Source organism: Herbaspirillum sp. GW103 (genome assembly GCF_000261365.1).
Classification (GTDB): Bacteria; Pseudomonadota; Gammaproteobacteria; order Burkholderiales; family Burkholderiaceae_D; genus Herbaspirillum.
In genome coordinates, this window is sequence record NZ_AJVC01000003.1 from 441,289 (window position 1) to 455,197 (window position 13,909).

The following is a 13,909-nucleotide window of genomic DNA, read 5'->3' on the forward strand; positions in this document are numbered from 1 at the left end:
GACCATGAATATCTTCGACTACCTGCAATCGGACTGGCGCAACATCCTTGAGCTGACCCTGCAGCATCTTGAGCTGGTGGGCATCGCGGTGAGCCTGGCCATTGCCATCGGCGTACCGCTGGGCATCCTGATCGTGCGGGTGCGCTGGCTGGCCGGTCCCCTGATGGGACTGGCGACCATCGTGCTGACGCTGCCTTCGATTGCATTGTTCGGCCTGATGATCCCGGTGTTCTCGCAATTTGGCGCCGGCATCGGCCCCTTGCCGGCCATCACGGCCGTGTTCCTGTACTCGCTCTTGCCGATCATGCGCAACACCTATCTGGCGCTGGAGAACATCGAGGCCGGTATCAAGGAAGCCGGCATCGGCATCGGCATGACCTTCTGGCAGCGCCTGCGTATGGTGGACCTGCCGCTGGCAGTTCCCGTGATCCTGGGCGGTGTGCGCACTGCCGTGGTGATGAACATCGGCGTCATGGCCATTGCGGCCATCATCGGTGCCGGTGGGCTGGGCGTGCTGATCCTGCATGCCATCAGCCAGAGCAACATGCAGAAACTCGTGGTGGGCGCGGTGATGATCAGCGTGCTGGCCATCATCGCGGACACCCTGCTGGAACGTCTGCAGAAAATCCTGACACCCAAAGGAGTACAAAAATGATCGAACTGGACCAACTGAGCAAAACCTACACCCAAAAGGATGGTACGCAGGTCAAGGCGGTGGATGCCGTCAGCCTGAAGGTGGCTGAAGGCGAGATCTGCGTCTTCCTCGGCCCTTCGGGATGCGGCAAGACCACCACCCTGAAGATGATCAATCGCCTCATCAACCCGACCTCGGGCCGCGTGCTCTTGAACGGCCAGGACACCTCCGGCATCGATGAAGTGGAACTGCGCCGCCACATCGGCTACGTGATCCAGCAGATCGGCCTGTTCCCCAACATGACCATCGAGGAAAACATCACCATCGTGCCGCGCCTGTTGGGCTGGGACAAGAAGCGTTGCCAGGAGCGTGCCACCGAACTGATGGCCATGGTGGCGCTGGATCCGAAGAAATTCTTGAAGCGCTATCCGCGCGAACTCTCCGGTGGCCAGCAGCAGCGTATCGGCGTCATCCGTGCGCTGGCGGCCGATGCGCCGGTGCTGTTGATGGACGAACCCTTCGGCGCGGTCGATCCGATCAACCGTGAATCGATCCAGAACGAGTTCTTCCAGATGCAGCGCCAGCTCAACAAGACCGTCATCATGGTCAGCCACGATATCGACGAAGCCATCAAGCTGGGCGACCGGGTGGCCGTCTTCCGCGCCGGCAAGCTGGTGCAGTTCGATAATCCCGATACCTTGCTGGCGCGTCCCAAGGATGATTTCGTCAGCGCCTTCGTGGGGCAGGACCATACCTTGAAGCGCCTGCTGCTGGTACGTGCCGGCGAGGCCGCCACCACGCCGGCGACGGCCCATCCGGATGTGTCCTGCGACCAGGCCCTGGCGCTGATGGATGATCAGGATTCGCGCTATCTGACCATCATCGATGCCGACAACCGGGCGCTGGGCTATCTGACCCGTCGCGACGTGCGCGGCAACACCGGGGTGGCCGAGGACAAGGTGCGTCCCTTCACCATGAATGCCGATCCGGAAGAGAACCTGCGGGTGGTGCTCTCCAAGATGTACAAGCACAGCACCAGCTGGATGCCGGTCATCGCCAATGATGGCAGCTATGTGGGCGAAGTGACGCAGGATTCCATCGCCAGCTATCTGAGCTCCGGGAAGTCGCGCGGGATGGCGATGGCGGCTTGATCGTGCTTGGCCTGATGTGAAGCAAAAAGCAAAAAAGCAGGAAGACGGAAAGGGCGATGCGCAGGCATCGCCCTTTTTTTATTGCGCTTGCGGGAGGTCGAGGTCTTCGAGGAAGGCTGCCACGATGGGCGTGCGCTCGCTGCTGCGATGGGTGACCACGCTGATGTCCACGTCATAGGCCAGCTTGGCCCGGTTCAAGGCGCGCATCTGGCCGCGCGCCTCGTACTGGCGACCCATTTCCTCGGGCAGGTAGCCCAGGTGCTGGCCGGAGAGGATGAGGATGGACATGGCTTCCATGTTGCCGGTCATGGCCATGATGTTGCGTTGTTGTAGCGGCAGGTGTTCGGGCGGCACCGGGTAGTCGCGCCAGGCCCAGGAGCAAGCGGCGGCCTGTTCCGGTGCGATCTCGCCGGGCTGGTCGAACAGGGGATGGGGCGGGGCGCAATAGGCCACCTGGCGTTCCAGTGTCAGCGGGGTGTAGTGCAGGGCCGTCACACGGCGCCAGAAGTAGCCGATGGCAAGGGCGATGCTGCCCTTGAGCAGCATCTCTTCCAGTTCGCCGGGTGGGCGCACCAGCAGTTCGATGCGTACCGCTTCGTCGCGCTCACGGAAGCGACGGATCACCTCGGCCAGGCGGTGATTGTGTTGCGCCGGAGTGTGGCCCATGAGGCCGATGGACAGCGTGCCGACCAGGCGCTTGTCGAGATGGCGCGCCTGCATGCCAAATTCATCAAGCGCTTCCATCATGCGTCGTGCCGCCAGGGCGAATTTCTCGCCTTTGGCGGTCAGCCGGAAGCCGGAACGGCCGCGCTCGCAGAGGCGGTAGCCGAGCCGGGTTTCGAGCGTGTTCAACTGGGTGCTGATGGTGGATTGCCCGACGTTGAGCCGGGCCTGGGCCGCCGAGACACCGTGGGAATCGACCACCGCCAGGAAGACGCGGATCAGGCGCAGGTCCAGATCGAAGATGTTGTTGAGCATGGGGGTGCGGGGTTGGAGGCGTGGTCGATTTTACATCGATAATTGTCGATGCAAGCGTCGTCAGATCGAGATATTTCCATCTTCAATGGCTCGCTAGAATCGACTGCATCTTACTGAACACTCAAGGATGCACATCGATGGAACATGATCTCTATCAACCTCTCGGCGGTAACGTAATGCCGCGTTTTGGTGGTATCGCCACCATGATGCGGCTGCCGCATGTGGACAATCCGCTCGGGCTGGATGTGGGTTTCGTGGGCGTACCGCTGGATATCGGCACCTCCAACCGCTCGGGGACGCGTTTCGGGCCGCGCCAGATCCGTACGGAATCGGTACTGCTGCGCCCCTACAACATGGCCACCCGTGCTGCGCCCTTCGATTCCCTGAAGGTGGCCGATCTGGGCGACGTCGCCCTCAATCCTTACAGCCTGCTGGATTCAGTGCGCATGATCGAAGAGGCGTATGAGCGCATCTATGCCACCGGCTGCAAGACCATCAGCCTGGGAGGCGACCACACGCTGACCTTGCCCATCCTGCGCGCCATGGCGCGTCATCGCGGCCCGGTCGGGCTGATCCACGTGGATGCCCATGCTGACGTCAATGACACCATGAACGGCGAGAAGATCGCCCACGGCACACCGTTCCGGCGCGCCTTCGAGGAAGGCTTGCTGGACCCGCAGCGGGTGGTGCAGATCGGCCTGCGCGGTACCGGCTATCACGCCGACGACTTCGACTGGTGCCGCGCCCAGGGCTTCCGGGTGGTGCAGGCCGAAGCCTGCTGGCACCGTTCGCTGGTGCCGCTGATGGAAGAGGTACGTACCCAGATGGGGGATGGCCCGGTCTATCTCACCTTCGACATCGATGGCCTGGACCCCGCCTTTGCCCCCGGCACCGGCACGCCGGAGATTGGCGGGCTGACGGTGCAGCAGGGCTTGGAAATCATTCGTGGATGCAAGGGGCTCGATATCGTCTCGGCCGATGTGGTGGAGGTGTCGCCGCCCTATGACCAGGCCGGGACTACCGCGCTGGTGGCGGCCAATCTGGCGTATGAAATGTTGTGCATCCTGCCGGGCGTGAAATACCGGGCCTGAGGCAGCGGAACTAACGGGATGTGAAGGATCCGGCAAAAAAGCAAAAAGCCTGCATGGGTCGATGCAGGCTTTTTTGCAGGCAATCAGATTGACAGCGTTCAGCTCAGCGGCTTCTGCATGAACATGGCCTTGCCGGTTTCGGCTTTCAGTTCGTAGCCCTCGAAGCCGCAGGCGCGATACAGCGAGCGCGCCACTGCATTGCCTTCCAGGACCTCCAGCGTGAGCTTGCAGCAACCCAGCTGGCGGGCTTGTTCTTCGACCGCCGCCAGCAGCAGCCTGGCCACGCCCTGGCCGCGATAGGCCGGCATCACGGCCAGGTCATGCAGATTGAGCAGCGGCTTGGAGGCGAAGGTCGAGAAACCTTCGATGCAGGTCGCCAGACCCGCCGGGGTCTCGCCATCGAAGGCCAGGAAGACATGGGCGGTGGGACGTTTCTTCAGTTCGGCGGCCAGGTTCTCGCGCACGTAGTCGGAGAGCTGCTTGCCGCCGCCCATGGCGTCGCAAGCGTAGGCATTGAGCGTCTCGAACAGCGCTGCCGCGTGGGCGGCGTTGCCGAGGTCGGCCTTGATGACGGTCACACTCATGTCGTTCCTTTTCTTGTGATGGATGATGAACGTTGTTGATCAGCAGGGGCTGGCTGCGGACTTACTTGCCCGCTGCGCGCTGGCCGCCATGGGTCAGGGCCGACGGACGCGGACCACCCTGGCGCTGCTGCTGGCCGGCATTGCGCGGCTGGCCGTTGGCATTGGCAGGCTTGGGAGCGCGGTTGGCATTGTTGCCGCCGTTGCCCGCATTGCCACCGTTGCCGCCGCCATTGCCACGTCCACCCTGGCCGCGGGCGGCATTGCCGTTACCGTTGCCATTGGCTGCTGCGCGTGGCTTGGCGGCTTGACCATGACCGGCGTTGCCACCGGTCGGCTTGGGTGCTGCTGCATTGCCGTTGCCGGCTGGCTTGCGCGGGGCGCTGCGTTGACCACCACGTCCGCCACCGTTCTGGTGACGGCCCTGGCCGCTGCGCAGCTGGATCGGTTGCGGCTTGGCGGTCGGATCGGGTTCGAAACCGGCGATCACTTCCACAGGGATTTCGCGCTTGATGAAGCGCTCGATGTCGTGCAGCAGGTCGCGCTCATCCACGCAGACCAGCGAGACGGCTTCGCCGGTAGCGCCGGCGCGGCCGGTGCGGCCGATGCGGTGGACGTAATCTTCCGGCACATTGGGCAGATCGTAGTTGACCACGTGTGGCAGCTGGTCGATGTCGATGCCACGCGCGGCGATGTCGGTGGCGATCAGGGCGGTCAGCTTGCCGTCCTTGAATTCGGCCAGGGCCTTGGTGCGGGCCGACTGGCTCTTGTTGCCGTGGATCGCCATGGCGGTGATGCCGTCGCGCGCCAGTTGCTCGACCAGCTTGTTGGCGCCGTGCTTGGTGCGGGTGAAGACCAGCACCTGCTTCCACTGGTGGGTCTTGATCAGGTGCGCCAGCATGGGGTGCTTCTTGTCGCGGTCGACCGGGTGGATCTTCTGGGCGATCACTTCCACGGTGGAGTTGCGGCGCGCCACTTCGATCAGGGCCGGGTTGTTCAACAGGCTGTCGGCCAGCTTCTTGATTTCATCGGCGAAGGTGGCCGAGAACAGCAGGTTCTGGCGCTTGGGCGGCAGCGCGGCCAGCACCTTGCGGATGTCGCGGATGAAGCCCATGTCCAGCATGCGGTCGGCTTCGTCCAGCACCAGGATCTGGATGTGCTGCAGGTTCACGGTGCCTTGCTGCATGTGGTCCAGCAGGCGGCCGGGGGTGGCGACCAGAATATCGACGCCGCGCTTCAAGAGTGCGATCTGCGGATGGATGCCGACGCCGCCGAAGATGCAGGCGGAGGTCAGCGGCAGGTACTTGCCGTACTGGCGCACGCTTTCTTCGACCTGGGCTGCCAGTTCTCGGGTGGGCGCCAGGATCAGCGCGCGGATGGGCAGGTGGCCGTTGATCTTCTGGCGCGGCATGGCCGAGAGGCGTTGCAGCAGCGGCAGGGTGAAACCGGCGGTCTTGCCGGTGCCGGTCTGGGCGCCAGCCAGCAGGTCACCGCCGGAGAGCACGGCGGGGACGGCTTGGGCCTGAATCGGGGTGGGGGAGGTATAGCCTTGTTCGGAAACGGCACGAACGATTTCGTCGGACAAGCCGAGCGCGGAAAATGACATGAGACTCTGAAATTGGGGTTTGGCCTGTGGCCCCTTGCGGGCGCCAGTCGCAGGCAAACGGGTTGGAACTTGAGGAGGGCGCGGACTTGACTGGCTATACGCCGCGCAGGCCGCAGTATAACAGCGCAGCCCGCGTACGACGTGAATTATTTTGAGACAGGCCCGCGCTCAGCTCATCGTTGACGCTGTGCCAGAAAGCTCAGCACGGGCGGCAAAACCAGTGCGCTCTGCATCAGCCCGCCGAAGTGGGTCACGCCCGGCAAGCTGACGAATTCACCCTGCGGCAACAAGGCCGCCGTACGTTGGACTGCCGCATGACGCGCATCGGCATCGCCGCAGAAGAGCAGGCAGGGCAGGTCCATGCGGGCCAGCAGGTCTTCCTGCGAGGGGCGCGGCTGCTGGGCGGCAGCGGCCAGCGCCTCCAGGTCATTGGCACGGATGAGCATCTTCACTTGCGCTGAAATCTGTTCGTCGAGCAAGCCTTCGAAGGTGGCGATGAAGGCTTCCGGATCGCGTCCGTCGATGCCGTGGAAGCCATCCCAGCTGCGATCTTCATACGGGTGCGCAGCACCCAGGATGAGGCTGTGCAGCCGTTCGGGCGCATGGCGCACCAGGCCGTAGCCGACCCAGCCGCCCAGCGAATAACCGAAGAAGTGGGTTCGTTCAATGCCCACTGCATCCAGCACGGCCAGGGCATCGCGGCAACGCTGCACTTGGGTGTAGGCGGCTGGATCATGCGGCTTGTCGCTCTGGCCGTGGCCCAGCGCATCGAACTGGATGACCTGGTAGTGCTCGCGCAACACCGCCGTGAAGCCGAAGAAACGCCAGGCTTCCAGGCTGCTTGTAAAGCCGTGGTGCAGCAGCAGGGACGGGCCTCGGCCCTCGACCTGGTAGTGAATCTTGCGGTTGTCGCTGAGGGCAAAGGGCATGGGGCTTCCGGTCGTATTCTGGTCAGGATGGATCAGTTCTTTTCGTCGGCCAGCTTCTTGCAGCGGCGCGCCAGCATCTCGCGCGAGCGCGCGCAGATTTCTTCATTGCTGAGATCTTCGATATGCGTGGCAATGGACCAGACATGACCGAAGGGATCGCGCAGGGTGCCGGAACGATCACCGTAGAACTGGTTCTGTACCGGGCGCAGTTGTACCGCCCCGGCGGCAAGCGCCTGGGTGAATACCGTATCGACATCGGCGACATAGATCAGCAGGCTCACGCCTGCGCCACCCAGGGTTTGCGGGCTCAGGAAACCGAGTTCGGGATGTTCGTCGGCCAGCATGATGCGGGCATTGCCGATCTGGATCTCGGCATGCCAGACCTTGCCGTGCGGGCCGTCCAGTCGCATGATCTCGGCCGCGTCGAAGGCGCGCCGGTAGAAGGCGATGGCATCAGCCGAGGTCTTGACGATCAGGTAGGGAGTGACGCTGTGGTAGCCGGGCGGCAACGCGCAATGGGCCTGCTCGTTGCTGGCTTGCTGGGAAGGAATGTTCATGTCGTCTCCTCGGTCTGCGCCGGTAGCCGCACTATAGCAGCAATGCCGGACGCCATGAGGAGACGGGTTTATTGCAATGGCGTCGTTCAGGCGAATTCGGAGAGCAGGTTCACTTGCTGCGCGAAGATCTTCGGACTGCCGGCGATGACGTCGCCCTTGTAGAGGTAGTCGGAGTCACCCTTGAAGGTGCCCACGATACCGCCCGCTTCGGTCACCAGCAGGGAGCCGGCGGCGATGTCCCAGGGCTTCAGGCCCTTTTCGAAGAAGCCATCCAGGCGACCGGCGGCCACATAAGCCAGGTCCAGGGCGGCCGCGCCCGGGCGGCGCAGGCCGGCGCTGTGCTCGGTCATGACCTTGAACATGGTGACGTATTCGTTCAGGCCATCCAGGTCACGGAAGGGGAAGCCGGTACCGATCAGGGCATCGGCGATCTTGTCGCGCTTGCCCACGCGGATGCGCTTTTCGTTCAGGTAGGCGCCAGCACCCTTGGAGGCGGTGAACAGATCGTTGCGGGTGGGGTCGTAGACCACGGCTTGCGTGATGATGCCGCGCTGTTGCAGGGCGATCGAGACGCAGTATTGCGGGAAACCGTGGATGAAGTTGGTGGTGCCGTCCAGTGGATCGATGATCCAGACGTTTTCGTTTTCATCGTGCAGGTTGTCGGACGCACCCGATTCCTCGGCCAGGATGGCGTGGTCGGGGTAGGCGTTCTTGAGCACGTCGATGATGGCATCCTCGGCTGCCTTGTCCACCTCGGTGACGAAGTCGTTGTGCGACTTCTTCGACACTTTCAGCAGCGACACGTCGAAGGACGCGCGGTTGATGATGGTAGCGGCGCGGCGGGCTGCCTTGATCGCCGTATTGAGCATGGGTGGGATGATCATTCCGATGGTTCCGTTAAAATTGCGGCCACCGAAGACGATGGCTGCGTTGCTCATCGTCGCCATGGCCGACCAGCCGGCTTTCCGCGACAAGCATGCGGAACAGCTGGCCAGGCGAAACCCGGCAGTCAAACCAGTGCGACGATGAAATTAATGAGCGTTGCGCCGCCCGCGGCTGTTATGCTTGCGGGTTTGCCAGGCAGTCCAGGGGCAATGGCACCGTTCAAGTCGGCTAACAAAGTCGACCTGGGTTGACAGCCTTGCTGCAATATTGGCGTTTTGCCAATATCTGATCCTGGGGCGCGAATCCCGCTATTTTAAATGAACAAGCAAGTGTCAGGACAATCTCTTTTCAGCCGTTTGCGTTTCGTGCTGGTCAATACCAGCAGTCCCGGCAACATCGGCTCGGCCGCACGGGCCATCAAGACCATGGGCTTTTCGGAGCTGGTGCTGGTCAATCCGCGCTTTCCGGACGCGGTGAAGGAAGATGAAGCCATTGCCTTCGCCAGCGGCGCGCTGGATGTGTTGCAAAATGCACGCATCGTTGGCAGCGTGGAAGAAGCGTTGCAGGGATGCAACTTCGCTGCCGCTGTCAGTGCCCGTTTGCGTGAATTCTCGCCGCCGGTGGTGTCGCCGCGCGAGCTGGCGGGGCAGCTTTCCCGTGATACCGGCCTGAATGCCGCCCTCTTGTTTGGCAATGAGCGTTTCGGCCTGCCCAATGAGGTGGTGCAGAAGTGCAATGCCTTGCTCAATATTCCCGCCAACCCGGACTATTCCTCGCTGAACCTGTCGCAGGCGGTGCAGGTGCTGGCCTATGAATGCCGCATGACCGAGCTGGAAGTGCAGGGTGGCCCGATGCAGACCAGCGGTGATGCGCGCGCGCCGGGTGAGGTGGGCTTTCATGGGCAGAGCGCCAGCGTGGCCGAGATCGAGGGCATGTTCGCGCATCTGGAGCAGGCGCTGGTGGCCATCGATTTTCTCAACCCGGACAATCCCAAGAAGCTGATGCCGCGCTTGAAACGCATGTTCTCGCGCGCCCAGTTGGAGACCGAAGAGGTCAACATCCTGCGCGGCATCGCCCGCCAGATTCTGGAACCGAAGCAGGCCAAGGCCGGCCGGCAAGAACAAAACGAACAAGGAGAAGGCTGACATGGCCAAGCTGACCCTGGACCGCATCCTGCAATCGCAGGGGTTCGGTTCGCGCAAATATTGCCGTGAACTCATCGAGGATGGTGAAGTGTCGATTCATGGCGAGGTGGTGGACGACTACCGCGCCACCCCGGATACCAACGGCCTGGTGCTGACCATCTTCGAGGAAGAGTGGGAATACCGCGAACACGTCTACATCGCCATCAACAAGCCGCAGAACATCGAATGCTCGCGCAAGCCCAGCCATCATCCGGGCGTGTTGACGCTGCTGCCGGAACAGTTCACCTGGCGCGACGTGCAGCCGGTGGGGCGGCTGGATCACGACACGACCGGCCTGCTGCTGATGTCCGACGACGGCGCGTTCATTCACGCGCAGTCCTCACCCAAGCGCCACGTGCCCAAGGTCTATGCGGCCACCACGGCCGAGCCGGTGACCGAGGCCCTGATCGCGCAACTGAAGGCCGGCGTGCAACTGCATGACGAACCGGCGCCGCTGGCGGCTACCCGTTGCCGTCAACTGGGTGAGAACCTGCTGGAAATCGTGCTGGAGCAGGGCAAGTATCACCAGGTCAAGCGCATGCTGGCCGCAGCCGGCAACCATTGCAGCGCCTTGCAGCGCACCGCCATCGGCGGCTTGCAGCTGGAGGCGCTGGAACTGGAAGAAGGGGAGTGGACGTATCTGGATGCCGGGCAGATGGCCTTGCTGGTGCCGGATGCAGAGTAAGCCAGGGCTCAGTAACGCAGGGCATCCGCTGACAGGGCGCGGCGTTCGTGCAGCACGCGCAGCAGACTGAAGGTGTCATCGCGCGCGCGATAGAACAGAAGGTAAGGGAAGTGATCCAGCCGCCACATCCGCAGCGAGCGATCCGGCAGAAGGTGGGCATAGCGCCGCGATCCCATGCCGGGTTGCCTTGTCAGGTCGTGTAAGGTGGTGGTGAGTTCTTCCGTGAAGCGTTCGCCCAGGTGTGGCGAAAGTTCAGTGTAATGGTCGGTGATGTCGAGGATGTCGCGTTGCGCGACGGGGGACAAACGCATGCGCATGCGCACCTGTCATGCTGTCTTGTTACGGATGCGCTCGCGTAGTTGACTGGCGAGCTCGTCAATGGTGATGTCGATGGCGGGGCCGGATTGCAGGCCCTCGTCGATCAGCGCCAGAAGCTTTTGCTCTTCCTCTGTCCGCGGGCCGATGGCGGACGGCCCGGCGTCGCGGGCCACAGGGTATTTGTCGGCGAGGAGGTGGGTGGCGGAAGTCATTCGGCGATTATAGACCTGGCCATTTGAAATACCGCTGCCGGTTTTTGCCGGAACCTTGTTCTTTCCGATTTTCCCGAAATTCTTCTGCCCCACCCACTCGCGCCCGCTCAATGCCGCGCGTCACTCGCCTCGCTCGCACCACCCACATCGGCCACGAACAGCTGTGCGCAATCGACCGCATCGAACTCGTAATGCTGGCCGCAGAAATCGCAGTCGATGGCCAGCTTTTCCATCTGTGACAGTGCCTCAGCCACTTCTTCCTGACCCAGCATCTTCAACATGTTGCCGACCTTCTCGCGCGAGCAGGAGCAGTGGAATTGCGGATGCACCGGGTCGAAGACGCGGATGGTCTGCTCCCAGAACAGGCGGTGCATCAGCGTGGCGATGTCGGTGGAGAGCAATTCCTCGCGCTTCAAGGTATCGCCCAGCATGACCATGTGGTTCCAGTCTTCCAGTTCACCTTCCGGCTTGGCAGTTGGCGCTGCGGTACCGCCAATGGAAGGCAGCTTCTGCAGCAGCAGGCCGCGCGAGACCTTTTCGTCCGCGGCCAGCCACAGCTTGGTATCGAGCTGTTCGGAGCGCAGCATGTAGTTCTCGATGACAGTGGCCACGCTCTCGCCATCCAGCGGCACTACGCCCTGGTAGGCTTGCTGGCCGGGCAGCTTGTCCTTGGGATCGAGCGTGATGACGAAGCGCCCATGACCATTGGCGTTGACCAGATCGGTCAGCGTGGCATCGTCAGCCATCTCGGCACCGTCAGCCAGCTTGGCAGTGGCGCGCAGTTGCAGCTCGGAGTCGCATTCGACCACCAGCAGCTTGACCGGGCCGTCGCCATGGATCTGCATGACGATCATGCCGTTGAACTTCAGATTGGCCGACAGCAGGGCCGAGGCGGCCAGCATTTCGCCCAGGAGCGTACGGACCGCAACGGGATAGTCGCGGCGCGCTTGCACCTGGCGCCAGGTATCGGAAATCTCGACCAGTTCGCCTCGTACGGGCGCGTTGTCGACCAGGAATTTTTGCAGCGTGTCTTTCATCGTTTCCTTTGCTTGACCGCTCAGGCTATGCGCTTGAGCTGGGTCTTGAACTGTTGCGCGCGCTGGACATAGCTGTCGGTGCCCGCCCGCATGCGCGCGATATCTTCTTCACTCAACTGGCGCACCGCCTTGGCGGGAGCACCGATGATCAGGGAGTTGTCGGGAAACTCCTTGCCCTCGGTGACCAGGGCACCGGCGCCGACCAGGCAGTTCCTGCCGATCTTGGCGCCATTGAGTACCACCGCCTGGATGCCGATGAGCGCACCTTCACCGATGGTGCAGCCATGCAGCATGGCTTGGTGCCCGACCGTGACGTTCTTGCCGATCACCATCGGATAGCCCACATCGGTGTGCAGCACCGCCCCTTCCTGCACGTTGCTGTTCTCACCGATGGTGATGAGCTCATTGTCGCCACGAATGGCCACGTTGAACCAGACGCTGGAATGCGCCTCCATCTTCACCTTGCCCACGACCGTGGACGACTCGGCCACGAAGGCGGTGTCGTGGATCTCGGGAATGTCCTCTGCCAATTGGTAGATCGCCATAATAAAATTGTCTCCTCGTTACCTGCTGGTCGGTGGGTGATGCCTCGGCTCTGCCTTGTCCCGGCTTGCATTATTGGACATTTATCTTCATATTTTTTCATATGGAGGCAAAGTCGGCGTCCTCAACCGCGTATTCTACCTTCCCTGAAAGTCAGTTCCTTGGATCACGTCTCGTCCCCAGATGAAGTCTTTTCATTCACCCGCCTGCGTAGCGCCGCGCTGTCTTGCCTGAGGGAAACGCATCCTGCGCTCAAGTGCAGTTCCGTGCGGGCCTTGCGCCTTGCCTGGCAGGCGGGGCAGGTAGCGCTGGAAACGGACGACCTGGCCGCCACCGAATCTGCCACCGGCATCCCTGGCCGCCCGGCGCGCCCCGAGCTGGTTTCGCCGCTGGAGGTGAAGCATCGTTCCATGGGCACACCTGAGGGCAGGGCTGCGCTGATCCACGCGCTGGCGCATATCGAGTTCAATGCCATCAACCTGGCGCTGGATGCGCTCTGGCGCTTTGCCGGCATGCCGCGCCAATTCTATGAAGACTGGCTGCAGGTGGCCGACGAGGAAGCCTATCACTTCAGTTTGTTGGCCGATCATCTGAAGACGCTAGGCTACCGCTATGGCGATTTCACCGCCCACAACGCCTTGTGGGACATGGCCGAATCGACCAAGGACGACGTCCTGGCCCGTATCGCCCTGGTGCCGCGTACGCTCGAAGCGCGCGGGCTGGACGCGGCGCCGCCGGTGCGCGCCAAGCTGGCGCAGGCCGGTGACCTGGCGGCCGCCGAGATTCTGGATATCATCATGCGCGACGAGGTCGGCCATGTACTCATCGGCAACCGCTGGTTCAACTGGCTGTGCGCGCAGCGCCAGCTTGATCCCGTGACAAGCTTCGCCGAGCTGTGCCGGCGCCACCGGGCGCCGCCGCTGCGCGGCCCCTTCAATCTGGAGGCGCGCCGCGCGGCTGGCTTTTCTGATGAAGAAATGTTGATGTTCAGCGACGTTTCGCGATGATCGACGGATTTGCAAGAAATGTAAGCAATTTTCGCAGCGGCAGGCAGGCGCTTGCCGCTGTGCTATCGTCACCCCCATCCCGATAGCTCGGGATCGTCAACCATGAATGGAAAGGATGAGAACATGAACAAGATGTCCAAACTGCTGGCCGGCGTGGCGGTGAGTCTGGCGGCCATTACCCTGCTGGCGGCCTGCCAGAAGAAGGAAGAGCCGGGTCCGGCCGAAGCGTTGGGCAAGAAGATCGACGGTGCGGTGCAGGACGCCGGCAAGAAACTCGATGAAGTGAGCGGCCAGACCAAGGACCAGGCTTCCGAGTCCGGTTCCAAGCTCGATGGCGCCATGGACAAGGCCAAGGCCGACGCCAAGGAAGCCTACGAAAAGACCAAGGAAGGCGCCAAGGAGCTGGCCCAGAAGACCGGTGAAAAGATGGAAGAAGCCGGTCAGAAGCTGCAGGACGCATCCAAGAAGTAAGCCCACCCTGGCCCCGCCGGAGGCGGTGCAGCCTCATCCG

Annotated in this window: 17 protein-coding genes; 7 read left to right on the top strand and 10 right to left on the bottom strand. The window is 62.5% G+C overall.

The annotated features are described in order from the left end of the window. Positions 1 to 4: 4 nt before the first annotated feature. Together GWL_RS05475 and GWL_RS05480 are read left to right on the top strand one after the other, a co-directional pair. On the top strand, positions 5 to 655 hold the full coding sequence (locus GWL_RS05475; protein WP_008327559.1) for an ABC transporter permease: 651 nt from the start codon (positions 5 to 7) through the stop codon (positions 653 to 655). Continuing rightward, positions 652 to 1,785 (top strand): ABC transporter ATP-binding protein, encoded by a 1,134-nt coding sequence (locus tag GWL_RS05480; RefSeq protein ID WP_008327561.1) that lies wholly within the window; start codon positions 652 to 654, stop codon positions 1,783 to 1,785. Before GWL_RS05475 ends, GWL_RS05480 begins: the two co-directional genes overlap by 4 nt. Before the next feature lie 78 nt (positions 1,786 to 1,863). Here the strand turns inward: GWL_RS05480 and GWL_RS05485 are convergent, their stop codons facing one another. Beyond that, the gene (locus GWL_RS05485; RefSeq protein ID WP_008327563.1) at positions 1,864 to 2,763 is read right to left on the bottom strand and encodes a LysR family transcriptional regulator; all 900 of its coding nucleotides are present in this window, start codon (positions 2,761 to 2,763) and stop codon (positions 1,864 to 1,866) included. A 137-nt stretch (positions 2,764 to 2,900) separates the two neighbouring features. Here GWL_RS05485 and speB point away from each other — a divergent pair, with 137 nt between their 5' ends. Further along, positions 2,901 to 3,854: an agmatinase gene (gene speB, locus GWL_RS05490; protein WP_008327564.1), complete on the top strand. Its 954-nt coding sequence runs from the start codon at positions 2,901 to 2,903 to the stop codon at positions 3,852 to 3,854. A gap of 98 nt (positions 3,855 to 3,952) precedes the next feature. Here the strand turns inward: speB and GWL_RS05495 are convergent, their stop codons facing one another. The 5 genes from GWL_RS05495 to GWL_RS05515 form a co-directional block, all read right to left on the bottom strand. Next, positions 3,953 to 4,438, bottom strand: a complete 486-nt coding sequence (locus GWL_RS05495; RefSeq protein ID WP_008327565.1) for an N-acetyltransferase — start codon at positions 4,436 to 4,438, stop codon at positions 3,953 to 3,955. 61 nt (positions 4,439 to 4,499) lie between these two features. Further along, entirely contained in the window at positions 4,500 to 6,041 is a 1,542-nt protein-coding gene (locus GWL_RS05500) for a DEAD/DEAH box helicase (RefSeq protein WP_008327566.1), read from the bottom strand. A 173-nt stretch (positions 6,042 to 6,214) separates the two neighbouring features. Beyond that, entirely contained in the window at positions 6,215 to 6,970 is a 756-nt protein-coding gene (locus tag GWL_RS05505) for an alpha/beta fold hydrolase (RefSeq protein WP_008327567.1), read from the bottom strand. Between the two features lie 32 nt (positions 6,971 to 7,002). Continuing rightward, complete coding sequence (locus GWL_RS05510) at positions 7,003 to 7,527, bottom strand: VOC family protein (protein WP_008327569.1); 525 nt, start codon at positions 7,525 to 7,527, stop codon at positions 7,003 to 7,005. 86 nt (positions 7,528 to 7,613) lie between these two features. After that, positions 7,614 to 8,411, bottom strand: a complete 798-nt coding sequence (locus GWL_RS05515) for an inositol monophosphatase family protein (RefSeq protein ID WP_006712869.1) — start codon at positions 8,409 to 8,411, stop codon at positions 7,614 to 7,616. A gap of 318 nt (positions 8,412 to 8,729) precedes the next feature. Here GWL_RS05515 and GWL_RS05520 point away from each other — a divergent pair, with 318 nt between their 5' ends. Together GWL_RS05520 and GWL_RS05525 are read left to right on the top strand one after the other, a co-directional pair. Further along, complete coding sequence (locus tag GWL_RS05520) at positions 8,730 to 9,557, top strand: RNA methyltransferase (protein WP_034350140.1); 828 nt, start codon at positions 8,730 to 8,732, stop codon at positions 9,555 to 9,557. A gap of 1 nt (position 9,558) precedes the next feature. Beyond that, on the top strand, positions 9,559 to 10,281 hold the full coding sequence (locus GWL_RS05525; protein ID WP_008327575.1) for a pseudouridine synthase: 723 nt from the start codon (positions 9,559 to 9,561) through the stop codon (positions 10,279 to 10,281). Between the two features lie 8 nt (positions 10,282 to 10,289). Here the strand turns inward: GWL_RS05525 and GWL_RS05530 are convergent, their stop codons facing one another. Genes GWL_RS05530 through GWL_RS05545 form a run of 4 tightly spaced genes read right to left on the bottom strand, consistent with a single transcriptional unit; the run spans position 10,290 to position 12,393 of the window. Then, complete coding sequence (locus GWL_RS05530; RefSeq protein WP_237713523.1) at positions 10,290 to 10,592, bottom strand: type II toxin-antitoxin system RelE/ParE family toxin; 303 nt, start codon at positions 10,590 to 10,592, stop codon at positions 10,290 to 10,292. A gap of 15 nt (positions 10,593 to 10,607) precedes the next feature. Further along, entirely contained in the window at positions 10,608 to 10,904 is a 297-nt protein-coding gene (locus GWL_RS05535; RefSeq protein WP_157174199.1) for a hypothetical protein, read from the bottom strand. A 14-nt stretch (positions 10,905 to 10,918) separates the two neighbouring features. Then, positions 10,919 to 11,848, bottom strand: coding sequence for an Hsp33 family molecular chaperone HslO (hslO, locus tag GWL_RS05540; RefSeq protein ID WP_008327581.1), 930 nt, complete (start codon positions 11,846 to 11,848; stop codon positions 10,919 to 10,921). Between the two features lie 20 nt (positions 11,849 to 11,868). After that, on the bottom strand, positions 11,869 to 12,393 hold the full coding sequence (locus GWL_RS05545; protein ID WP_008327583.1) for a gamma carbonic anhydrase family protein: 525 nt from the start codon (positions 12,391 to 12,393) through the stop codon (positions 11,869 to 11,871). A gap of 159 nt (positions 12,394 to 12,552) precedes the next feature. On the opposite strand from GWL_RS05545, the gene GWL_RS05550 reads away from it, so the two are divergent. Continuing rightward, positions 12,553 to 13,398: a ferritin-like domain-containing protein gene (locus GWL_RS05550; RefSeq protein WP_008327584.1), complete on the top strand. Its 846-nt coding sequence runs from the start codon at positions 12,553 to 12,555 to the stop codon at positions 13,396 to 13,398. A 123-nt stretch (positions 13,399 to 13,521) separates the two neighbouring features. Beyond that, on the top strand, positions 13,522 to 13,869 hold the full coding sequence (locus GWL_RS05555) for a hypothetical protein (RefSeq protein WP_034350146.1): 348 nt from the start codon (positions 13,522 to 13,524) through the stop codon (positions 13,867 to 13,869). The last annotated feature ends 40 nt before the right edge of the window (positions 13,870 to 13,909 follow it).